The sequence below is a fragment of the Microbacterium sp. KUDC0406 genome (assembly GCF_021582875.1).
In the GTDB taxonomy this organism is placed as follows: Bacteria; Actinomycetota; Actinomycetes; order Actinomycetales; family Microbacteriaceae; genus Microbacterium.
The window spans coordinates 2,956,752-2,977,281 of record NZ_CP091138.1; the positions used below are offsets into that span (position 1 = coordinate 2,956,752).

Sequence of the window (20,530 nt, forward strand, 5' to 3'; positions counted from 1 at the left end):
GCGCGGCCCTGCCGGCGCCGGGTCACACGGCGCTGGCGACGTCGATCGCGTTGAGCGTGCGCACCACTTCGGCGTAGTCACCGCGGGCCTCGCCGTAGCGCAGGAGCTTCACCCGCTCCACTTGCAGCTCGGTCGCTTCGGGCTGCTCGCGGAGGATCGTCATCACCTCGTCGGCGAAGTCGTCCAGCGGCATGGCGAACGAGCTCTCGCGCTGGCCGGGCATCAGGTCGGTCGCGACAGACGGCGGGACCAGCTCGAGCACCCGCACGGACGTGTCGGAGAGCTGCAGCCGGAGCGACTCGCTGAGCATGTGGATCGCGGCCTTCGTGGCGTTGTACGTGGGCGTGGTGCGCAGCGGAGTGAACGCCAACCCCGACGACACGGTCATGATCGTGGCATCCGGCCGGGTCTGCAGGTGCGCGACGAAGGCGTCTATGAGACGGATCGGGCCGAGCAGATTGGTCGTCACGATCTGCTCAGCTGAGCCGGCGAAACCGGGGGTCCGCCAGTCCTCGGAGCGCATGATCCCGGCCATGGCCACGAGCACGTTCAGGTCGGGGTGCCGCGCGATCACCCGCTTCGCGGCGGCGTCGATGGAAGAGACGTCCGTCGTGTCGATCCGCACCGCGTGCATGCCCGGATGCCGCGCGACGATCTCGTCGAGCAGCTCCTGTCTGCGTCCGCCCACTATGACCGTGCTGCCTGCGGCGTGCAGGCGTTCGGCGAGGGCGAGTCCGATGCCGCTGGTCGCCCCGGGGATGAAGATCGTGTTTCCGTTGATTCGCATGTTCAGAGTCTCGGCGGGGAATCCACGGCGTGGCAGAGAGCGCTCATCGGGGGATCGACGGTCCCTGGATCGGATGCCGCCGCGCCTGCAGGATGGAGGCATGGATCGTGCCGCCCTCGCCGAGTTCCTCCGCCGCAGGCGCGAGGACCTGCAGCCCGCCGATGTGGGCCTCGCCCCGGGCGTGCGACGACGCGCGCCGGGTCTGCGCCGCGAGGAGGTCGCGCAGCTCGCGCTCATGTCGACGGACTACTACACCCGCCTCGAGCAGCAGCGCGGGCCGCAGCCCAGCACGCAGGTGCTCGCCTCGCTGTCCCGTGCCCTCCGGCTGACGGCCGACGAGCGCGACTACCTGTACCGGATGGCCGGTCATGCGGTGCCGTGTCGGCTGAGCGCCTCCCCGCATGTCTCACCGGCGCTGCAGCGGGTGCTCGATCGGCTCTCCGACACCCCGGCGCTGATCATCTCGAACCTCGGTGAGACGCTGCTGCAGAACCGGCTCGCCGTCGCGCTGATGGGCGACCAGACGGGGCGCACGGGCTGGGAGCGCTTCGAGGCGCATCGCTGGTTCCTGCGTCCTGAGGAGCGGGAGCGGTATCCCGAGCACGACCGCGATCGGCAGAGCCGTGCGATCGTCGCCGGCATGCGGGCGGCGTACGGCGCGATGGGTGCCCCATCCGTCGCGGCGGAGCTCGTCGCCGAACTGCTGCGCAGCAGCGATGAGTTCCGCGAACTGTGGGAGCGGCAGGAGGTCGCGCAGCGATTCGCCGACCACAAGGTGCTCATCCATCCCGAGATCGGGCCGATCGAGGTCGACTGCCAGGTGCTGTTCACCGAGGACCTCTCTCAGGCCCTCCTGGTCCTCACCGCCGAGCCGCGCAGCGCCGACGAGGAGAAGCTGCGTCTGCTGGGCGTGCTCGGCACTCAGCAGTTCGGTGCGCGGCAGGCGACGCGGGACGCGCCCCGCTAGAGATCAGGACTCGGACGGATGCAGCGGCAGCTGGGGACCGTGGTTCCAGGCCAGGATGGCCGGCTGCTCGCGGTAGAAGCCGAGCACCGACACCGACCCGGCGTCCAGAGTGATCCTGGCGCCGAATCGGGGCGCCTCGCGCAGGAAGACCGCGGTGAGGATGCGCAGGTAGTGTCCGTGCGCGATGAGTGCGACATCCCCTTCATCCATCGCCGGCAGCACCCGCGTGAGCACGCGAGAGGCGCGGGCGGCGACCTCTTCGACGGTCTCTCCCGGCGTCTCGCCGCGGATGACACCGTGCGTGAAGGCCGACCAGTTGTACCCCAGTTCGGCGCGGATCTCCGCGCTCGTGCGCCCCTCGTACCCGCCGTAGTCCCACTCCACCAGCAGGGGATCGACCTGGGCGTCGAGCCCGGCGAGACGTGCGGTGCGCCGAGCGCGCTGCAGTGGGGAGGTCAGCACGAGCCGGAAGTCGTAGCCGTGCACCAGCTCGCCGGCCGCGCGGGCGAGGTCCTCACCTCGCGGAGTGAGCGGGATGTCGGTCAGGCCGGTGTGCCGTCCTTCGCGCGACCACCGCGTCTCGCCGTGCCGCAGGAGCACGAGCTTGCCCTGCGGATTGTCGGGTGCGGGGCGGTCGGGCAGCGGGTCGGAGATGGCGTCCACAGCGCCACCGTATCTCCGCCGGGGTTCAGATTCGTGCTGCGATGACCCGTGCCGTCGCGGCGGGATCGGGGCGGTGCATGACCGATTCGGGGACGATCACCAGCTCGGCACCGGAGAGCTCGGCGGCGAGCCGGTCGGATGCCCCGATCAGGAACGGGAACGTCTGCGCACCGCGCAGCACCGTCGCCGGCTGGGTGATGGTGAGCAGGTCGCGGCCGGGTTGACGCACGCGCAGCGTCAGGCGCGCGTCGTAGACCGTGGACTGACCGAGCGGTGCGAGGGCGTCGAGCATGCCGCTCGCACGGCCTCCCTCGACCATCTCGCGGGGCAGGCCGACGGCGTCGAGCTGGAACGTGGCGACCGCCTCGGCCGGCTGCCCGGCGTCGACGAGCGTCTGCAGGCGATCGGCCAGTTCGGGCCCGAACCCGGAGCCGTCGAAGTCGATCGGCGGCTCGGAGAGGAACAGTGCACCGGTCGGCACGCCGCGGGATGCCGCGTACAGAGCGAGCACCGCGCCCGAGGAGTGCCCGAGCACCGCATCGGTCCCGCCGGCGGCCTCGATCACCGCAGCGAGGTCGGCCGCCTCGTCGTCGGGCGTCGAGTCCTGCCGATCGCCGCTGCCTCCGCGGGCACGACGATCCCAGGTGACGGCGCGGAATCCGGCATCCGCCAGCGCCTGCGCCAGTGGCGCGGCGTCGGCCGCCGTCGACAGCGCCCCGTTCACGATCACGATGGTGCGGCCGTCGCCGGTCGCGGAGAACTCGATGGGGGTGCCGTCTGCCGAGGTCGCGATGCTCATGCGGTCATACAAGCACGGGGGTGCGACACCGGGAAGACGGTCTTGGGCGCAGACGTCAGCCCTGGCGCCTCCGTGCGGCCCGCCGCAGCTCGTGCGCGCGTTCGCGCAGCTCGGGGTCGTCCATCACCAGCTGCACGATCGGACAGTCCTGCGGACCGCTCGCGCCGGGAATGCACAGCGAGCACGGGTCGCCCGCGCGCACCGGGCACATCGGCTGCGGGAACCGTCGCGTCCTCTCCTCTGCGCTCACAGTCCCATGATCCGCCGCTCGTCCGGACGCCGGAGGGCCTCGCGCCGGACAAAACGCCCGAACTTCGGCGTAGGGTGCGGGCATGGCCACCGAGACCGATCACGCGAAGCTGGCGGAGGAGCTGCGACGCCGCGTCGCCGAGTCCGGCGGCGTCGCCGAGGGAGGGCCCCGAGTACCTCGACCTGATCGAGGCCCGCACCTTCGACGACCGCAGCCAGCTGCTGGAGTACGTGCCCACGGTGCTCGATGCCTCGCCGCTGGGCTGAGATCAGGACAGACGCACGGTCTGCTGCAGTCGCGTGCGCACGTCGAACAGTTCGTTGCCGCCGATCACCCGCGTGCCGTGGACGCCGCTCCGCAGAATGGTGCGCAGCACACTGCGTCGCACGACCACGACGGGCATGCCCCGCACCGACCCGAGCGGCACGGCGGCCTCGGCGAGGTCGTCGTCGGGGAACACGAAGATCGCCGCGCTGAACCGCACCCGTGCGGCGCGCGAGAGCAGCCGGATGCGGCTGAGCAGATCCGCCACCGGGGCATCGGGGCCGGCGATCTCGCCGCTGCGGAACCGCACGTCCGTGCCGAGGTCGGCCGACATCACGCCGAACAGGCCGGACGGGCCGAGCACGACGTGATCGATCTTGCCGTCATCCTCCGGGTAGCGCGGGACCGCGACGTCGTGCCAGACCGTGAAACCCATGCCCAGGTCGGCGAGGATGCGCGAGGTCGCCTCCTCGGCGAGGGCGCCTGCGAGCAGCATCCGCAGCTCGACCGGAACGGTGCGCACGAAAGCCGGGTCGTAGGGGTCGACGGCATCCGGTGCGAAATCGCGCACCCGCGCGACGTACTGCCGGCGCAGCCATCCGCCCGCCTCGCCGTGGAACTTCGCGCGAGGCCGGGTGTCCGTGCGCACCGGTTCGCGCCATCCGCTCCACTCCGACTCTCCCGCGAAGCCGTGTCCGCGGTCGTAGGCGGCGCGGTCCTCGGGAGTGCCGACCTGCTCCCAGGCCCGCTGCACCCGGATGAACACCGCGGCGTCGCCGCCGGTGTCGGGATGCGTGCGGCGCAGCTGCAGCCGGAACGCGCGACGCAGGTCGTCGTCGGAGGCATCCGGCGCGACGCCGAGCACCTCGTACGCCGAGGCCGAGAGCGGGCTGTCGAACATGCGGCTCCTCGGGTCGGCGGACACATCAGGTTAACGGCGACCGCCGGTTAACCTGGAACCGTGAACAAGAGCAGCGTCTGGACCGTCCTCGGCGTGATCGCCGCCGTCGTGATCGCGTGGTGGATCGTGAGCGCGCTGTTCTCACTGATCTGGTTCGTCGCCAAGCTCGCGGTTGTGGCCGTCGTCGCGGTGATCGTGTTCCTCGTGCTGCGCAGCCTCACCCGCTCGCGCCAGAACTGATCCCCGAGATCGAGCGCAACCGGGAGCGCTACGACACCCGCGTCTGAGCGGAGCGTCCGGAATGCGGTACACCTGAGTGGACAGGATCGCTCAGGGAGGTCACCCGTGCACACCACGTTCCGTGACAGGGTGCGGATGGAGTCCGTCGCCACGCGCTGGGCCGTCTCGGCGTTCGTGATCGCCGCCGTCCTGACCTTCGCCGTGATGTGGGGCGATCACTGGCCACTCGCCGTGGAGACGCGGTCGGTCGGCAATCTCGGGGCCTGGACCGCCTCCGCCTTCGCCGGGGTCGCCTTCGCGACCTCCTTCATCATCGAGGCGCGCCGAGGCTACGACTCCTGGCGGCAGCGGATGCCGCTGATCAAGCGCATCGCCGACGTGGGCGCCATGACAGCCGCCATGGCGATGCTCTCGTACCTCGCCGTGCTGGCGGTGGCGAACCTCTTCCAGCTCGGCTTCCGCGGCATGTACATCGACCCGATCGGGGGCGGAGCGCTCGTCGGCGCGGCCACGGCGGCGTTCACCTATGCGGCGTTCCTGTCCGGCTCGCGCGTCACGGCCGACGGCCTGGCCATGCTCGCCGCACTCGTGCTCTTCACCGGCACCATGGCGAGCATGCTCAGCACGCCGGACGCCTCCTGGTGGCAGCTGCACTTCTCCCAACTCGGCAACATCAGCCAGAGCTCCGGGTACAAGTTCAACCTCGCCCTCATCCTCACCGGACTCGTGGTGACGGTTCTCGCGAACTACGTCGGACGCGACGTCGAACTCGGGCTCACCGCTCGCGGGAGCGAGTCGGCCTCGCTCACACGACTGTTCTCGTGGCTGTTCGCCGGCATCGGTCTCTGCCTGACGATCGCCGGCCTGGTGCCCGACGCGGTGAGCTTCCCCATCCACGTCGGCGCGGCATCGGGCATGGTCGTGCTGTTCGCGGTGTTCGTGTTCTGCGCGCTGCGCTTCCTCCCCGGACTGCCGAAGGAGGTCTCGGGCTTCTCGCTCCTGGTGATCATCGGCATCGTCGTGGCCATCGCGCTGTGGATCCCCATCGGCTACTACAACCTCACCGGGATGGAGTTCATCGCAGCAGGACTGCTCTTCGCCTGGCTGCTCTACTTCGTGCGGGCGATCGACGTGTACGCCAAGGCTGACGCCCCGGTCGCGATCCGGAGCGGTGCGGGGAGCACGGCCGAGGGCTGACCGCGTGTCGGCTCACCGGCCGTCGTCGGGGTCCTCGCCCTCGGCCTGGGACGGATGGCCCTCGATCAGCGGGTCGTGGCCGGTGTCGGCTTCGGGATCCTCGCCCTCGGCCTGGGACGGATGGCCCTGCTCGGCGCTCGCCGCCGCGGCCTCCTCCTCGTTCCTCGGCCAGCGCAGCACGGCGACCGGCGGCGCGGCGGGACGCTCAGATCGCTCCTCCGCATCCTCCAGGTACTCCTCGTCGAAGAGCACCTGCGCGCCGGTCATGACCGGCGGCGCGGGCGATCGCCTCGATCGCCGCGACGCGGGTGCCGTCGACGTCGAAGTCCTCCGCGTGCGACAGCGCGATCCACGGCTCCTCCGTGAGCGCGAAGAGCTCGGTCGGGGCCTCCGACATCCGGGGGTCCAGCACCACCACGTCCGCACGCGCCTGCTGCAGCGCCTCGACGACCGCGGCGACACCGGCGGCGCCGTCCCTGCCCCCGCCCTCGGCGCTGCGGTTGCGTGCGTCCTCGAGCAGCTCCTGCTGCGCGCGGGTCGCCGTCTGCTCGATCGCCCGGTCCAATGCGTCGTCGGCCGAGCCCGCGGCCAGCGTGTCGGCGTCGACCTCGACGATTCGTCCGGAATCGGGTACACGGAGGTCTTCGATCAGCAGCCTGCGCGCCCGCACGTCGCCCGTGACGAAGATGTGGTCGGGTCGTACCTCGTCGATCAGGTGGTTCGCGGCCGACGCGACCTCGGACTGGTTGCGGCGCCACACCTCCTCGGCATGCCGCTGATAGTTGGCGTGCGACCAGCCTCCGGCCTGCACCTTCGTGATCTGGTCCTCCAGCCCGTCGACGACCTCGGCCGTGCGGCGATCGGCGCGTCCGACCTGCTCGGTGCTCAGCCGGGCGCCGGCACGTTCGGTCTCGATGACGAGGATGCGCTGTTCGGCCGAGAGATGCCGCAGCAGCGGGACGACTTCGGGGAAGGCGCCGTGCGTCACCCGCTCGGAGCCGAGACGTGCACCGGCGAACGAGGCATCCGCCTCCACGCGTCCGTCCCTGGCGGCCAGCCAGCGCGACGAAGGGAAGGCGGGGGAGCCGCTCTCGGCGCCGAGAGCCGACGCGATGGCGTTGCGGTCGGGCTCCGGGGCACCCGCGTCGTCGAGACCCCGCTGCAGCGCATCGAGCCTGCGCTGCACGGTGCCCGGTGGCTCTCCGGCGCGACCGTCGGTGTACACCGTGGTCCAGGTGTCGGGGCGGTGGAGCAGGAACTCCAGGTCATCGATCCGCAGCATCGTCATCATCTCCGCTTCGGTCACTCGTGTGCGTCTCGCCGGCGACGCTAGAAGAGCGGCTCAAGCGAGCACACCCGGTTGACCATCCGGCATCCGTTCGCTACGGCTCGCACGCAGGAAACCCTGGAGTTTCTCCGAATCGATTCGATACAATCGACACACCGGCGCCGTGTCCTCTCACGGTGCCGGTGTCGCGTTCCCGCATCCGTTCCTCCGCCACCCCCGCTCCTCTCCCTGGATCCCGCATGTCCACCACCCTCACCACGGGACGCCCCTGGCGCGTCATCCTGGCCTTCTCCGTGCCCCTGCTCATCGGCAACGTCGTGCAGCAGCTCTATCAGTTCACCGACGCCGTCGTCGTCGGGCGGCACCTCGGCGTCAACTCGCTCGCCGCCGTGGGCGCGACCGGCAGCCTGATCTTCCTGCTGATGGGCTTCGCCTGGGGCATGTCGAGCGGCTTCGCGATCCCGACCGCGCAGGCGTTCGGCGCGAAGGATCATGCCGGTGTCCGCCGGTCCGTGGCGACGGGCACCCTGCTCACGGCTGCGGCGAGCATCCTGCTCACGATCGCCGGGCCCCTGATCGCCGAGCCGCTGCTCGTGCTGATGCAGACGCCGCCCGAGCTGCTCGCCGAGGCGACGGTGTTCACCCAGGTCACGCTGGTGACCGGCAGCGCGATCATGTTCTTCAACTACCTGGCGGCCATCATCCGCGCCATCGGTGATTCCCGGACCCCGCTGATCTTCCTCATCGTCTCGTGCGCGCTGAACGTGGGTCTGGTCATCGTCATGGTCGGCTCGCTGGGCTGGGGCGTCGCCGGCGCAGCCTGGGCGACGGCCGTCGCCCAGGCGATCTCCGTGCTCGCCTGCCTCGAGTACGCGCGACGCCGGCTGCCGGTGCTGCACGTACGGCGGGCGGACTGGCGGATCAGGCGTGCGGAAGTCCGGGAGCATCTGCGCCTCGGGCTGCCGATGGGCTTCCAGGCGTCGATCATCGCGATCGGCCTCCTCATCGTGCAGGTCGCCCTGAACACCATCGGGCCGGATGCCGTCGCCGCCTACACCGTCTTCGCCCGGATCGGCAGCCTGGCCAGCGCCCTGCTGGCATCGCTGGGTCTCGCCACCTCGATGTTCGTCGCGCAGAACCTCGGTGCCCGTCGCCCGGACCGCATCCGGCGCGGAGTGACCCAGGCGATCTGGATCGCGATCGGCTCCTCGATCTTCCTCGGCGCGATCATGATCGCGTTCGGCGAGCCCGTCGTGCGGGTGTTCGTCGGGGACGCGTCCGATGAGGTGGTTCGGATGGCGCATCTCATGCTGATCGTCAACGGTCTCACCTACACGCTGCTCGGCGTGCTGTTCGTGCTGCGCGGTGCGCTGCAGGGGCTCGGGCAGGCGCTCGTGCCCACCGTCACCGGAGTGATCGAGCTGGTCATGCGGGTCGTCGCCGCGATCGCCCTTGGAGCGCTGTGGGGCTTCCCCGGTGTGGCGCTGAGCGACCCGCTCGCCTGGTTCGGCGCGATCGTGATCCTCGTGCCGGCGTACATCAGCGCGCACCGGCGTCTGAAGGCGCTGCCGGTGAACCCCGAGTTTGCCACCGAGACATCCGCGATCGCCGTGATGGGCCCGATCGAGGGATCGAACACCGTGGATGCCGTGGTCACGGCGCCGATCCCTGTGATCTCGGCGAAGACGAAGCGCAGGAGGGCGCGCGCCGGTCGCTGAACGGACGCGCATCGTCCCCGGGACTGATATCGAATCGTTCTGAAGGTGGATGTCGGATGCGCCGCCGAATGCGTACCCTCGATATCAGAGGCGCACGGGGGGTGCGCCCGAGGACACGGGGGGTCGTGTTATGTCGTCGTTGGCCGTATCGAACACGCTGGCATCGATTTTCGTGCCGATCGGGATCGGTGGAGCTGTTCTCGCCGTGCTCTGCGCACTCGTCGCGGGCATCGCGCTCGCACTCGGAGCGGCCGGCCTGTTCGGCGGCGCTGCGGGAGTCTGGATCGTCGGCACGGTGCTCAGCATCGCGTCCTCGTTCGCCGGAGCCTGGATGCCGGTCATGATCTCCCTCGCGGCGCTTGCCGTCGCCTGCGTGCTGGGCGGGATCACCCGCGCGGTCGTCGCCTCGATTCCTTCGCGTGCACCCGCGGCGGAGCTCGTCGCAGAGCAGGGTCCGGCGGCTGCTCAGAAGCAGAAGAAGGTCGGCGTGCAGACCGCCGCGGTCCGCGCTGTCGCCTCCTGACGCACGTCGTCGTCTCCTGCGCACGTCTTCGTCTCCACAGCGACGGCGCCCCACGCTGCCGGCCGGACCATACTCCGCGACCGACGTGCTGGCAAGCCCGCTGTCTCCTGCCGTCGTCGTGCCTAACGTGAGTCCTGTCCGCCGAACGGCGCGGGCAGGAGAGGAGACGTCATGAGCACGGACACTCGCGGTCGGACCACGGCGAAGACCAAGCGCAGCACCGGACGGAGTTCTGGGCGCAGCACGGCATCCGGCGCACAGCGCACCGCCGAGGAGGGCGCCGAGAGCGGGTTCGCGGCATCGTCAGGCCTGAGCGAGAACCTTCAGGCGGTGCTCGTCGATCTCATCGAACTCGCCCTGCAGGGCAAGCAGGTGCACTGGAACGTCGTCGGGACCAACTTCCGCGACACGCACCTGCAGCTGGACGAGATCGTCGAGGCGGCGCGCCGTTTCGCCGACACGGTGGCCGAGCGGATGCGTGCACTTCACGCTCTTCCCGACGGACGCACCGCAGTGGTCGCGGAGTCGACCACCCTGGCCAAGCCGTCGCAGGGAGAGATCGCCACGACCGACGCGATCGACCTGATGACGGAGCGCCTCGACGCTGTCGCGGCGACCTGCCGAAGGGTGCACGACGACGTCGACGAAGAGGATCCCACCAGCGCCGACATCCTGCACGAGATCCTGGAGCGGATCGAGCAGCTGTCGTGGATGGTGAGCGCCGAGAACCGCACGCCGAAGCGCGCCGGCTGAGGCGACCCACAGCCATCCGGGCGGGTCAGCGGTGGTCGCGGTCGAGGTGCTGGCCGGCGGGGTCGCCTCCGGCGACCCGCTCCGCCTCGCGGGCACGCAGTTCGACCCGGCGGATCTTGCCCGAGATCGTCTTCGGCAGCTCGGGCACGAACTCGATGATGCGCACCCAGAGGTGCGACGACAGCCGCTCACGGGAGTAAGCGAAGATCGCGGATGCCGCGGCCTTCTCATCCTGCGCGGCGGCGGCCGTCAGGCACACGTAGGCCTTCGGCACCGCCAGACGCGTCTCGTCGGGGCTCGGCACCACGGCGGCCTCGACGACGTCGGCGTGCTCGAGCAGCACCGACTCCAGCTCGAACGGCGAGACCTTGTAGTCCGACGCCTTGAAGACGTCGTCGGCGCGCCCGATGTACGTCAGGTAGCCGTCGTCGTCGCGCACGGCGATGTCGCCGGTGTGGTGGTAGCCGCCCTCGCGCGACTCGGCGGTCTTCTCCGGGTCCTCGTAGTACCCGGTCATCAGCCCGAGCGGGGCATCCGACAGATCGAGGCAGATCTCGCCCTCACGGTCGGCCGGACGGCCGGTGGCCGGGTCGACGAGCACCACGGGGTAGCCGGGCAGGGGTCGGCCCATCGAGCCGTCCTTCACCGGCTGGCCGGGGAGTTGCCCACGCAGCAGGTCATCTCGGTCTGTCCGTAGCCGTCGCGGATGGTTCCGCCCCAGGCATCCCGCACCCGGCCGATCACCTCGGGGTTCAGCGGTTCGCCGGCGCCGACGAGCTCGCGCGGCGGGTGCGTCAGTCGTGAGAGGTCGGCCTGGATCAGCATGCGCCACACGGTCGGCGGCGCGCAGAACGAACTCACGTGATGCGTGTCCATCACCTGCATCAGGGTGTCGGCGTCGAACCGGTCGTAGTTGAACACGAACACGGTCGCCTCGGCCAGGAACGGCGAGTAGAAGTTCGACCAGGCGTGCTTCGCCCAGCCCGGCGACGAGATGTTCAGGTGCACGTCGTCCGGCCGCACACCCAGCCACCACATGGTCGAGAGGTGCCCGATCGGATACGACGCGTGCGTGTGCTGCACGAGCTTGGGCCGGTTGGTCGTGCCCGAGGTGAAGTACAGCAGGCAGGTGTCGGATGCCGGAGTCGGCGCATCCGGTTCGAAGTCCTGCTCCGCGTCGTACGAGTCCGAGAACACGCGCCATCCGTCCGGCACGGCCTCGCCGATGCCGATCCGCAGCACGTCGCCTGGGATGCCGGAAAGCCGGGGCTCGAGGTCGGGCGTGGTGACCACGGCCTGGGCGCGGCCGTGGTCCGCGCGGTAGGCGAGGTCGTCGGCGCTGAGCAGCGTGGAGGTGGGGATGGCGACGGCGCCGATCTTCGTGATCGCGAGCATCGTCTCCCACAGCTCGATCGTGTTGCCGAGCATCACGATCAGATGGTCACCGCGGCGGATGCCGGCGCCGCGCAGCCAGTTCGCGACCTGGTCGGAGCGGCGCGACAGCTCGCCGTAGGTCCAGCTGGTGCTCCTGAGGTCGGCGGAGACGATCTGCACGGCCGGGCGATCGGGATTCTCCGCGGCGATCACGTCGAACCACTCCAGTGCGAAGTTGAACTCCGCCGGATCCGGCCAGCGGAACCCGGCACGTGCCCCGGTGTAGTCCGTGCCGTGCTCGAACAGGAAGCCGCGCATCTCGCGGACGGCGGCGGTGGCGCTGGTGGCGGGGCGTGTGCTCATCGATGGACTCCTTCGTCAGGATTCCATCTTCCTCCCGAAAGCTTGTTGACTCACCGTCAACAGCTATTGTGGCAAGCCCACAAGGAACCGAGGTCCACTTGCTCTGGAACTTGGTTCCAGGCGCAAAGCTGTGCGGTTCCTGAGAGGAGCGCCCATACGATCGCCCGAGGCAACGATGCCCCTACCCTTCCAGGAGTTCTCAATGACGAGTGCACAGCCCCACGCGCATGGACTAGGCATGCGCATCGCCGTGATCGTGCTCAGCATCCTGCTGGCCGCGATGGTGATCCTGTTCTTCCTCACCACCACGAAGATCGCCGCCGGTGCATCCGAACTGGCCGACGGCACGACCACCGCCAAGGACGGATCCACCCGGCTCGCCGAGGGAGCGACGACTCTCTCGGACGGGACCGGCGACCTCGCGGCGGGCGCCGGCGACCTCGCCCACGGCGCGGCATCGGCGGAGGCCGGTGCGTCGCAGCTCGCAGCCGGCGCGACGAAGGCCGCAGCCGGCGCGACCACACTGTCGGAAGGTGCCGGCACCCTCGCCGCGGGCGCCTCGAGCGCCGCGGACGGCGCGAGCCGGCTCGACGCGGGCGCGCAGTCCGCACTCGGCGGAGCACAGGACCTGCAGGCGGGCGCCGCGAAGGCGGATGCCGGTGCGGAACTGCTGGTCGCAGGTGCGCAGACCCTGCGCGGAGGAACCGCCGACGCGGACGCCGGCGCGGAGAAGGCGCTCGCCGGCTCCCAGACGTTGCGCATCGGTGCGTTCACCGTGCATGCCGGAACCGAGGCCGCACGGTCGGGCGCCCTGGTCATAGCCGAGAAGATGTCGCTGGCGGATGCCGGGCGCGGAAGGCCCTGTCCGGCGCGCAGCAGCTGTCCGCGGGTGCGCGGACCGCCGCGTCCGGGGCGACCGCGCTCGACGACGGCGTGCAGCAGGTCGCCGCGGGCGCGAGGTCGGTCGACCTCGGAGCTCAGCAGGCCATCGCCGGGGCCGCCGAGCTGGCCTCCGGCGCCACGACGCTCGACGGTGGTGCAGCGCAGCTCGTCGCCGGGGCGAAGTCTCTGGCCGCGGGAGTCGACGGCGCGCACCAGATCGCGGGGAAGGTGAAGTCGGGCGCCGAGGCTCTCAGCGCCGCCATCGGCGCAGCGGTCACGCCGCAGCTGGAGGCCCTCGCCGCCAACCGGGACGCCATCTCGGGTGCCGCCCAGGGAGCGCCGGCCAACTCGCAGAAGCTCGCCGACGCGCTCGCGCAGCTCGCCGACGCCGACCCGTCCAACGCGCAGTTGCAGAGCCTGAAGGCGCTGGCATTCGGACTCGACCAGCAGGTCGACGGCATCGCCGGTGCCGCAGCAGCAGCGCCGCAGCTGGCCCAGGGCACGCTCGAGGCCGCTGCCGGCGCACAGTCCGTCGCCGCGGGCGCGAACGCGCTCGTGAACGGCGACGCCGCCCAGGGCTGGCCGGGCACTATCGCCCTTGCCGACGCGGAGACCGGCGCATCCGCCTTCGCCGCAGGCGTGCAGACGCTCAAGGACGGCACGGCCCAGGTCGCCGACGGTGCTTCGAAGGTGACCGCGGGTCTGCAGCAGCTGCGCACCGAGGGCACCGCGAAGGTGTCGGCGGGCGCGGCGATGCTCGCAGAGAAGGCTCCGCTGCTGGCCGACGGCGCGGCGCAGGTCTTCGCGGGTGCGCAGGAGCTCTCCGCGGGGCTCGTCCCGCTCGCCGAGGGAACCGCACTGCTGTCGGCCGGCGCGACCGATCTCGCCGGTGGTCTGACCGAGCTGGGAGCCGGTACGACCCGTCTCTCCGGCGGTGCGGCGACGCTGGCCGGTGGTCTGACCGAGTTGGAGGCCGGTACGACCCGCCTATCCGGCGGTGCGGCGACCCTGGCCGGCAAGCTGTACGAACTCGAAGCCGGCACCACCCGCCTGAAGGACGGCTCGACGAAACTCGCCGGCGGTCTGCAGACGCTGTCCACCGGTGCCACGTCGCTGCACGACGGTACTGTACGCCTCGACGAGGGGGCCACACGCCTCGACGCGGGCGCCACCTCGCTGGCCGAGGGAACCGCGACGTTGCAGTCCGGGGCATCCGATCTGTCCACCGGTCTGGGCGACCTCTCCGAGGGCGCGACCGCCCTCTCCGACGGCACCCAGCAGCTGGCCACCGGCGGCGACGAGCTGAAGACCGGTGCCGCGGCGCTCGCAGAGGGCAACGGCAGGATCGCAGACGGGTCCGGCACGCTGGCGTCGGCGACGGCCGGGGCCGCGCCCTCGATGCTGCCGTGGATGCTGGGAATCGGTCTGGCCGGCCTCATCGCGATCGGCTTCTGGGTCGGGCATCGCGTCAGCCACCGGCGCGCGCTCGCCGCGGCCTGACCGGGAGCGATTCGAATCGCGCAATCGGCTCGATCTCGAACTCGCATTCAGCCGGTTGCGCGATTCGAACGCGGTGCGCGACGCCGGAATCCGCTCTGGGCAGACCCGCCCAGAGCGGATTCCCGCGCGTGGGGCGCGCATCGCGACGCATCCTGAACGCATGACCGATGAGAAAGCCGTACCGCAGTTCGGGCCCGACGCCCGCCGGGCGCTGTATCACGAGCGCGTCCTCGTGCTCGATGGCGTGCTCGACGACGACAACGGCGCCCTGCTGATGACCCAGCTCCTCGCGCTCGCCGCAGAGGACCCGATGACCGACATCGCTCTGTGGATCCATTCCCCGGGCGGTTCGGTGCCATCGATGCTCGCGATCCGCGACATCATGCGCACCATTCCCAACGACGTCGCGACCGTCGCCCTCGGGCTCGCGTGCAGCGCCGGGCAGTTCCTGCTCTCCGCCGGGACCAGGGGCAAGCGCAAGGCACTGCCGCACGCCCGCATCCTGCTGCACCAGGGGTCCTCCGGCATCGGCGGATCTGCCGTCGAGATCGAGGTGCAGGCCGACGACCTGCGGCACATGCGCGACACCGTGCTCGGCATCATCTCGGACGACACCGCTCAGCCGGTGGAGAAGGTGTTCGAGGACTCGCTGCACGACCACTGGTACACCGTCGGCGAAGCCCTGGAATACGGGTTCATCGACGCTGTCGTGGCATCCATCGCCGACGTCTATCCGCGCAGGCGATCGCGGATCGGGCTCGGGGCGGAGGCGGCGGCATGAGCGGCTACACGATCCCCAACGTCATCTCGCAGAACCCGCGCGGCGACCGGATCATGGACGTCTACTCGAACCTGCTCGCCGAGCGGATCGTCTACCTCGGCACCGAGATCGACGCGGGCGTCGCGAACACGATCATCGCCCAGCTGCTGCACCTCGACTCGGCCTCGCCCGACACCGACGTGCAGTTCACCATCAACTGCGCCGGCGGCGATCCGAGTGCGGCACTGGCGATCTACGACACGATGCAGCACATCCGGCCGCGGGTCTCGACGACCTGCGTCGGGCAGGCGATCGGCCCGGGCGCGATCCTGCTCGCCGCCGGCGCGCCCGGCATGCGCTCGGCGCTGCCGCACGCTCGGATGGTGCTGCACCAGCCCGCCGCGCAGACTCGCGGCACCGTGCCCGACCTGATCCTCGCCGCCGACGAGGTGGTACGGGTGCGCAGCGAGATGGAGAACGTGCTCGCGCAGCACACCGACCGCACCGTCGAGGTGCTGCGCGCCGACACCGACCGCGACCGCGTGCTCACCGCTGCAGCCGCCGTGGAGTACGGCCTGATCGATCAGGTGCTCGGCCCGCGGTAGCCGCCCGCGAGATTCCGCCCCGTTGCCGAGACCCCGCCTGAATGACGTCGCTCAGGCGGGTTCTCGGCACACAGCGGGGGTGTCGACGTTCCCCGGTCGTTGAGCGAGCGGAGCGAGACGAAACGTCGTGACCCTCTTGCCGGAGGTGAGAGCGTTCGTCTCGGTCGCTGGGGTGTCTCAGGCCGCGAGAGCGAAGGCGCCCGGAGCCTGACGGACCGGTGCGGCGGCGGGGGAGAGTCCCTCGGCCACCGCGGTGGTCAGATCGAGCAGACTGAGGTCGAGCGCGCCGGCGACGGCCGCCATCATCTCGCTGGACGGATCCTTCATCCCGCGCTCGATCTCGGACAGGTACTGCGGAGAGATGCCGGCGGCATCCGCCGTCTCGGTGAGCGTGTCTCCGCGCTCGTGCCGTCGCCGGCGCAGCTCCGCGCCGATGAGCTGCCGCCAGAGCGGTTCCGGATCGCGCGGTGCGCGGGGCTGGGGGAACGGGACGATCTCGGCCATGCTTCACGGTAAGCCGCCCGGATTCGCGGCATCCACTCTTTCCGCTCTGAGCAGAAGCCGGTGAGGAACGCCTCCCAGGCGGATGCCGGGTCAGCTGACCGTGTGCCCCGCGGCGGCCAGTGCGACCGCCGCGTCGTCGATGCGATCGCTCGGCACGAGGACGAGATCGGCGTTGAACGTCGATGCGACGAACACGGGGACACCCGCATCTGCGAGCGGGGCGAGCAGGCTCGCCAGCATGCCCGGCACGTCGAGCCCGTGCTGCTCGTCGCCGCTGTAGAGCGCCGTCCAGCGCTCCTGCTCTGCGGCGTCTGCCTCGACGACGGCGGTCAGGCCCTCGGGGGCGCGGACGAGCGCCAGCCACGGACTGCTCAGCGCCTCCTGCTCGGTCAGCCTTCGGATCGCGTAGTCGGACGGAAGCGCGCGAAGCGACTGATGGGCGGTGGTGGGCATCGGCCGAGAGTAGCGCATCGCCGAGGTCAGCGCTCCTCGAGCGGTGAGCCCTGCCGTGATCGGCGACGCGTCGGCGACGTGACCGCGTGCGCGAGGCCGATCGTCAGCCACCAGCCGCCCAGCCACACGAACGCGAGCATGAGGATGCCCCCGGCGGTCAGACCGGCGACCAGCACCGCCAGGCCGATGGCCGCGAGCACCCAGCCGGCAGCGCGGCGACCGAGCGCGACCAGCACGCCGAGGGCGACGATGCCCGCGAGCATCACCCATCCCCAGAACTCGACCCCGATGCTCGGGCCGCTGCCGACTTCGGTGTACGTGGAGTAGCGGTAGGGCACCCCGAAGCGGAACGGCAGGCCGAGGGCGGCGACGGCGAGCGACGGTGCAGCCGCGAGCACGCCGCCGCCGATGCGCCAACCGAGTCCGAAGCCCTTTCCGCGCAGACGCATCCACACGAGGAGAGCGGCCCAGGCGAGCATCGTCGACGGGGCGAAGAAGCCGCCGATGGTGGAGAAGGTGATGGCGGCGATCGCGGTGAGCGCCACGGCGACGATCGCGGTCACGGCCGTGCGCGCGGAGCGTGGCGTGAGGAGGGGGATCGCGCAGGCGACGGCGGGGACGAGCGCCAGCAGCGCGTCGCCGAGCCCGCCGCCGTCGGCGAACGTCGTGCCGTCCGCGAAGCGCATGCCGAACATGCTGCTGGGCATGAGGAAGGCCACCACCACGCCGGTCACGACCGCAGCGCCGACGGCGGTGCCCTGCAGCGCCCGCCAGGCGGCGTCCGCCCGGGCGCGCGCGGCGCCCTCGCCGGCGCCGAACTCCTCCCGGGCCCGCTCTGCGATCTCGGCGGGCGATCCCAGCCCGGCGACCGTCTCGTCGATGGGCCTGCCGAGGTCCGCGGCATCCGCGAAGTGTCCGCGCAGGTCGTCGAGAACGGTCTGCCGGTGTGAGGGGCGATGCCGCGCAGCATCCGCGCGACATCCTGCAGGTACTTCTCCTCGGTGGTCATGGTGCTCCCTCCAGCACGGCATCGACCTCGGCGCCGATGGTGCGCCAGACGTCGGCGAACACGCGCAGCTGCGCGGATCCCGCGGGTGTGATCGTGTAGTAGCGGCGTGGTCGTCCGCCGCCGACGGCCTCGGTGCGGGTGTCGACCAGACCGCCGTCGCGCATCCGCGCCAGCAGGGGGTAGAGGCTTCCCTCGCTCGCGATCAGCCCGCGGCCCTGCAGGTCGGTGGCGAGCTCGAGCCCGTACCGCTCCGAAGTCGCGAGCAGGGCGAGCACGCAGTACTCCAGCACCCCCTTGCGGAGGTTCGTGGCGATGCGCTCGGCGTTCGCGGACATGTCCAGAACGATAACCTTGTGAAGCAAGTATTGCAATACAAGGATGCGACGGGGGTCGACATCCGGCCCGAGCTTTCCCATAGGGTTCGCGGCGTAGACTGGTGTGGACTTCCGGAGGACCGTCATGCCCGCCCCTACGCGCACGCTCGGAGTGCGTCACCTGCAGCTGTTCCGCGCCGCGCTCGCGGCGATCGCGGCGCTCATGGTGACGTTCTCGAACGACCACTCCGCGCAGGTCGGGCTCGCGATCTTCTCAGGCTACGCGATCGCCTCGTCGCTCGTGCTCGTGCTGTCGGCCTGGCTGGTGTACCCCGAGGGCAAGCGCTGGTGGGTGCTCGTCGTCGGTTCGTTCGACTTCATCGCGGGCATGGTCGCCGGCGTCCCGTCGCTGCGCACCGATGACATGTTCTTCGCGCTCGTCATCTCGTGGGCTCTGGTCACGGGCGTCTTCGAGCTCGCCGCCGGATTCCGGCTCAAGGGGTACGACGGCGCCCGCGACCAGATCATCACCGGTGCGCTGGGCATCCTGCTCGGCATCCTGCTGCTGGTGATCCCGGCCGGGTTCCTGCAGACCTACACCATCGAAGAGGCGGGGACGTTCGAGCTCACCGGCATCATCCTCGGGGTGGGGATGTTCGGCGGCTACGCCGCCATCGTCGCGGTGCTGCTCGGCATCGCCGGGCTCACGCCGCGCCCCGCGGATGCCGAGACCACGGCCTCCGTCGCCGAGGCCGATCGTGGAGGAGTGTCATGACCGACCACAAGCCGACCCGTCGCGAGATCATGAAGCCGATGCAGCTGGTGGGCATCGCGCTCGTCGCCGGTGTGTTCGCCGGCATCGTCACGATGGTCTCGACCGGCGCGTTCACCGATCGCGTCAACAGCGCGATCGCGCACGGCACCTACGAGGGCATGCCGCCGATCACCCTCGGCCTGGTGGTCGCCGGCGGTGCGTTCATCGTGACGCTGCTCGGCATCGCGCTGCTCATGCTCGCGGTCGACCCGTCCGACGTCGTCAAGCGTCACGACACCCCGGTGCTGTACGACCCCGAGACGCCCGACGCGCCGGCATCCGGTCCGCTCCTCAACGCCGACGGCACCCAGGCCGACCCGGCGGCCGACCCGCAGGTCGACCCGGCGGCCGATCCCCAGGCCGACCCGGCGAAGCCGGACGCCCCCACGGCCTGACGCTCTTCCCGCTCCGGTCTCGACGGATGCGGGTGCTGCGGCCGAAGACCCGCAACGAGCGAGACCGGAGCGGTCGGGCTCACCCCTCGGGGAACCGCAGCTGCAGGAGCCTGTCGTCGCCGTCGTGAGGCGTACCTCGTCCGTCGGTGTTGTTGGTGAGCAGCCAGATCGTGCCGTCGGGGCCGGGAAGCACATCTCGCAGGCGGCCGTACTCACCGGTGAAGAGCGACCAGCTTTCCGCTGACCGCACCGCCCAGAGCCGCTCGCCGCGCAGCCCCGCGACGACCACAATGCCGTCGATCACGGCGACTCCGCTCGGGCTCGCCTCCTCGGGTGGCCACTGCGCGACAGGGTCGACGAACCCGTCGGCGCCCGCGATGCCCTCGTGCAGCGGCCAGCCGTAGTTGCCGCCCGGCTTGACGCGGTTCAGCTCGTCCCAGGTGTCCTGCCCGAACTCGCTCGCCCACATCGTGCCGTCGGCCTTCCAGGCGAGGCCCTGCACGTTGCGGTGTCCCAGGGAGTACACCGGCGTGCCGAAGGGGTTGCCCGGCGCCGGATCCCCCTCGGGTGTGACGCGCAGGATCTTGCCGCCCAGATAGTCGGGATCCTGTGCCCGCTCGCGCTGACCGGCGTCGCCGGTGCCGATGTACAGCATCCCGTCCGGGCCGAACGCGATCCGTCCGCCATCGTGGTTGGCGGCTCTGGGGATCCCGTCGATCACCGTCTCCGGTGCGCCGAGGCCGCGTGAACCCGGTTCGCCGGTGATCGGCATCCGCACGACCCGGTTGTCGTCCGCGGTCGCGTGATACGCGTAGAGCATTCCGTCCCGCACGGCCAGGCCGTTCAGTCCGGCCTCACCGCCCGAGACCACGTCGGGCACGGTGCCCGCGGTGCGCTGCTGTCCCATCGGCGTGATCTCGATGATCTTCCCGTCGTCGCGCTGCGAGATCAGGGCGCCCCCGTCGTCGAGGCGCACGACCGACCACGGGGCGTCCAGCCCCTGGGCGAGCGTCCTCACCGTCGCCGTCGGAGTGCCCACGTCAGAAGGCGGGGCAGGATCCGTCGCCGTGCACCCGGTGAGGACGAGCGCGGCCAGCGCCATTCCGGCGGCGGCGCAGCGGATGCTTCTCATGTCGGCCTCCCGGCCTCCAGCATCCCTCGGCCGGCGTGCCCGCGGACGAATAGGTACCCAGTCGTGACCTGGAGC

25 protein-coding genes and 1 pseudogene are annotated in these 20,530 nt (G+C 70.8%); 13 read left to right on the forward strand and 13 right to left on the reverse strand.

The window, feature by feature from the left end:
* Positions 1-22: 22 nt before the first annotated feature.
* Positions 23-787: an SDR family oxidoreductase gene (locus tag L2X99_RS14570; RefSeq protein ID WP_236126119.1), complete on the reverse strand. Its 765-nt coding sequence runs from the start codon at positions 785-787 to the stop codon at positions 23-25.
* 100 nt (positions 788-887) lie between these two features.
* On the opposite strand from L2X99_RS14570, the gene L2X99_RS14575 reads away from it, so the two are divergent.
* A complete protein-coding gene (locus L2X99_RS14575; RefSeq protein ID WP_236126118.1) occupies positions 888-1,754 on the forward strand; it encodes a helix-turn-helix transcriptional regulator in 867 nt (288 codons plus the stop codon).
* Positions 1,755-1,757: 3 nt separating this feature from the next.
* Here L2X99_RS14575 and L2X99_RS14580 read toward each other — a convergent pair whose 3' ends face one another.
* From L2X99_RS14580 to L2X99_RS14590, 3 genes are read right to left on the reverse strand one after another with little or no spacing between them, the layout of a single operon-like run.
* Complete coding sequence (locus L2X99_RS14580) at positions 1,758-2,417, reverse strand: histidine phosphatase family protein (RefSeq protein ID WP_329608038.1); 660 nt, start codon at positions 2,415-2,417, stop codon at positions 1,758-1,760.
* A gap of 25 nt (positions 2,418-2,442) precedes the next feature.
* A complete protein-coding gene (locus L2X99_RS14585; RefSeq protein WP_236126117.1) occupies positions 2,443-3,216 on the reverse strand; it encodes an alpha/beta fold hydrolase in 774 nt (257 codons plus the stop codon).
* A 55-nt stretch (positions 3,217-3,271) separates the two neighbouring features.
* The gene (locus L2X99_RS14590; RefSeq protein WP_236126116.1) at positions 3,272-3,466 is read right to left on the reverse strand and encodes a DUF6767 domain-containing protein; all 195 of its coding nucleotides are present in this window, start codon (positions 3,464-3,466) and stop codon (positions 3,272-3,274) included.
* 74 nt (positions 3,467-3,540) lie between these two features.
* Between L2X99_RS14590 and L2X99_RS14595 the strand changes: the two genes are divergently transcribed.
* On the forward strand, positions 3,541-3,732 hold the full coding sequence (locus tag L2X99_RS14595) for a hypothetical protein (RefSeq protein ID WP_236126115.1): 192 nt from the start codon (positions 3,541-3,543) through the stop codon (positions 3,730-3,732).
* 2 nt (positions 3,733-3,734) lie between these two features.
* Here L2X99_RS14595 and L2X99_RS14600 read toward each other — a convergent pair whose 3' ends face one another.
* The gene (locus tag L2X99_RS14600) at positions 3,735-4,631 is read right to left on the reverse strand and encodes a J domain-containing protein (RefSeq protein WP_236126114.1); all 897 of its coding nucleotides are present in this window, start codon (positions 4,629-4,631) and stop codon (positions 3,735-3,737) included.
* A gap of 60 nt (positions 4,632-4,691) precedes the next feature.
* Here L2X99_RS14600 and L2X99_RS14605 point away from each other — a divergent pair, with 60 nt between their 5' ends.
* Together L2X99_RS14605 and L2X99_RS14610 are read left to right on the forward strand one after the other, a co-directional pair.
* On the forward strand, positions 4,692-4,871 hold the full coding sequence (locus L2X99_RS14605; protein WP_236126113.1) for a hypothetical protein: 180 nt from the start codon (positions 4,692-4,694) through the stop codon (positions 4,869-4,871).
* Between the two features lie 105 nt (positions 4,872-4,976).
* The gene (locus L2X99_RS14610; protein ID WP_236126112.1) at positions 4,977-6,068 is read left to right on the forward strand and encodes a DUF998 domain-containing protein; all 1,092 of its coding nucleotides are present in this window, start codon (positions 4,977-4,979) and stop codon (positions 6,066-6,068) included.
* Positions 6,069-6,080: 12 nt separating this feature from the next.
* Here L2X99_RS14610 and L2X99_RS14615 read toward each other — a convergent pair whose 3' ends face one another.
* Positions 6,081-6,335 carry a hypothetical protein gene (locus L2X99_RS14615; RefSeq protein WP_236135313.1) on the reverse strand — a complete coding sequence of 85 codons (255 nt, stop codon included), beginning with the start codon at positions 6,333-6,335 and terminating at the stop codon, positions 6,081-6,083.
* Complete coding sequence (locus tag L2X99_RS14620; protein ID WP_236135314.1) at positions 6,274-7,374, reverse strand: baeRF2 domain-containing protein; 1,101 nt, start codon at positions 7,372-7,374, stop codon at positions 6,274-6,276. Before L2X99_RS14620 ends, L2X99_RS14615 begins: the two co-directional genes overlap by 62 nt.
* 221 nt (positions 7,375-7,595) lie before the next feature.
* Here L2X99_RS14620 and L2X99_RS14625 point away from each other — a divergent pair, with 221 nt between their 5' ends.
* The 3 genes from L2X99_RS14625 to L2X99_RS14635 all read left to right on the forward strand — a co-directional run bounded on the left by L2X99_RS14625 (position 7,596) and on the right by L2X99_RS14635 (position 10,350).
* On the forward strand, positions 7,596-9,074 hold the full coding sequence (locus tag L2X99_RS14625) for an MATE family efflux transporter (RefSeq protein WP_236126109.1): 1,479 nt from the start codon (positions 7,596-7,598) through the stop codon (positions 9,072-9,074).
* A 172-nt stretch (positions 9,075-9,246) separates the two neighbouring features.
* Entirely contained in the window at positions 9,247-9,597 is a 351-nt protein-coding gene (locus L2X99_RS14630) for a hypothetical protein (protein WP_236126108.1), read from the forward strand.
* Positions 9,598-9,768: 171 nt separating this feature from the next.
* Entirely contained in the window at positions 9,769-10,350 is a 582-nt protein-coding gene (locus tag L2X99_RS14635) for a Dps family protein (RefSeq protein WP_236126107.1), read from the forward strand.
* 25 nt (positions 10,351-10,375) lie between these two features.
* Here the strand turns inward: L2X99_RS14635 and L2X99_RS14640 are convergent.
* A pseudogene (locus L2X99_RS14640) lies at positions 10,376-12,087 on the reverse strand (AMP-binding protein).
* A 238-nt stretch (positions 12,088-12,325) separates the two neighbouring features.
* Here L2X99_RS14640 and L2X99_RS14645 point away from each other — a divergent pair.
* The 4 genes from L2X99_RS14645 to L2X99_RS14660 all read left to right on the forward strand — a co-directional run bounded on the left by L2X99_RS14645 (position 12,326) and on the right by L2X99_RS14660 (position 15,834).
* The gene (locus L2X99_RS14645; RefSeq protein ID WP_236135315.1) at positions 12,326-13,201 is read left to right on the forward strand and encodes a hypothetical protein; all 876 of its coding nucleotides are present in this window, start codon (positions 12,326-12,328) and stop codon (positions 13,199-13,201) included.
* A 407-nt stretch (positions 13,202-13,608) separates the two neighbouring features.
* Complete coding sequence (locus L2X99_RS14650; protein WP_236135933.1) at positions 13,609-14,469, forward strand: hypothetical protein; 861 nt, start codon at positions 13,609-13,611, stop codon at positions 14,467-14,469.
* A gap of 160 nt (positions 14,470-14,629) precedes the next feature.
* The gene (locus L2X99_RS14655; protein ID WP_236126105.1) at positions 14,630-15,250 is read left to right on the forward strand and encodes a ClpP family protease; all 621 of its coding nucleotides are present in this window, start codon (positions 14,630-14,632) and stop codon (positions 15,248-15,250) included.
* A complete protein-coding gene (locus L2X99_RS14660) occupies positions 15,247-15,834 on the forward strand; it encodes a ClpP family protease (RefSeq protein WP_236126104.1) in 588 nt (195 codons plus the stop codon). Before L2X99_RS14655 ends, L2X99_RS14660 begins: the two co-directional genes overlap by 4 nt.
* A gap of 177 nt (positions 15,835-16,011) precedes the next feature.
* Here L2X99_RS14660 and L2X99_RS14665 read toward each other — a convergent pair whose 3' ends face one another.
* The 4 genes from L2X99_RS14665 to L2X99_RS14680 form a co-directional block, all read right to left on the reverse strand.
* On the reverse strand, positions 16,012-16,338 hold the full coding sequence (locus tag L2X99_RS14665; protein ID WP_236135316.1) for a helix-turn-helix domain-containing protein: 327 nt from the start codon (positions 16,336-16,338) through the stop codon (positions 16,012-16,014).
* 90 nt (positions 16,339-16,428) lie between these two features.
* Positions 16,429-16,791, reverse strand: a complete 363-nt coding sequence (locus L2X99_RS14670) for an ACT domain-containing protein (RefSeq protein ID WP_236126103.1) — start codon at positions 16,789-16,791, stop codon at positions 16,429-16,431.
* 26 nt (positions 16,792-16,817) lie between these two features.
* Positions 16,818-17,822, reverse strand: a complete 1,005-nt coding sequence (locus tag L2X99_RS14675; RefSeq protein WP_236135317.1) for an HAAS signaling domain-containing protein — start codon at positions 17,820-17,822, stop codon at positions 16,818-16,820.
* A complete protein-coding gene (locus tag L2X99_RS14680; RefSeq protein ID WP_236126100.1) occupies positions 17,797-18,135 on the reverse strand; it encodes a PadR family transcriptional regulator in 339 nt (112 codons plus the stop codon). Before L2X99_RS14680 ends, L2X99_RS14675 begins: the two co-directional genes overlap by 26 nt.
* Positions 18,136-18,259: 124 nt before the next feature.
* Between L2X99_RS14680 and L2X99_RS14685 the strand changes: the two genes are divergently transcribed.
* On the forward strand, positions 18,260-18,889 hold the full coding sequence (locus tag L2X99_RS14685) for an acyl-CoA synthetase (RefSeq protein WP_236126099.1): 630 nt from the start codon (positions 18,260-18,262) through the stop codon (positions 18,887-18,889).
* Complete coding sequence (locus tag L2X99_RS14690) at positions 18,886-19,323, forward strand: hypothetical protein (protein ID WP_236126098.1); 438 nt, start codon at positions 18,886-18,888, stop codon at positions 19,321-19,323. Before L2X99_RS14685 ends, L2X99_RS14690 begins: the two co-directional genes overlap by 4 nt.
* Positions 19,324-19,402: 79 nt before the next feature.
* On the opposite strand, the gene L2X99_RS14695 is transcribed toward L2X99_RS14690, so the two are convergent.
* Positions 19,403-20,455, reverse strand: coding sequence for a PQQ-dependent sugar dehydrogenase (locus L2X99_RS14695; protein ID WP_236135318.1), 1,053 nt, complete (start codon positions 20,453-20,455; stop codon positions 19,403-19,405).
* Positions 20,456-20,530 lie beyond the last annotated feature (75 nt).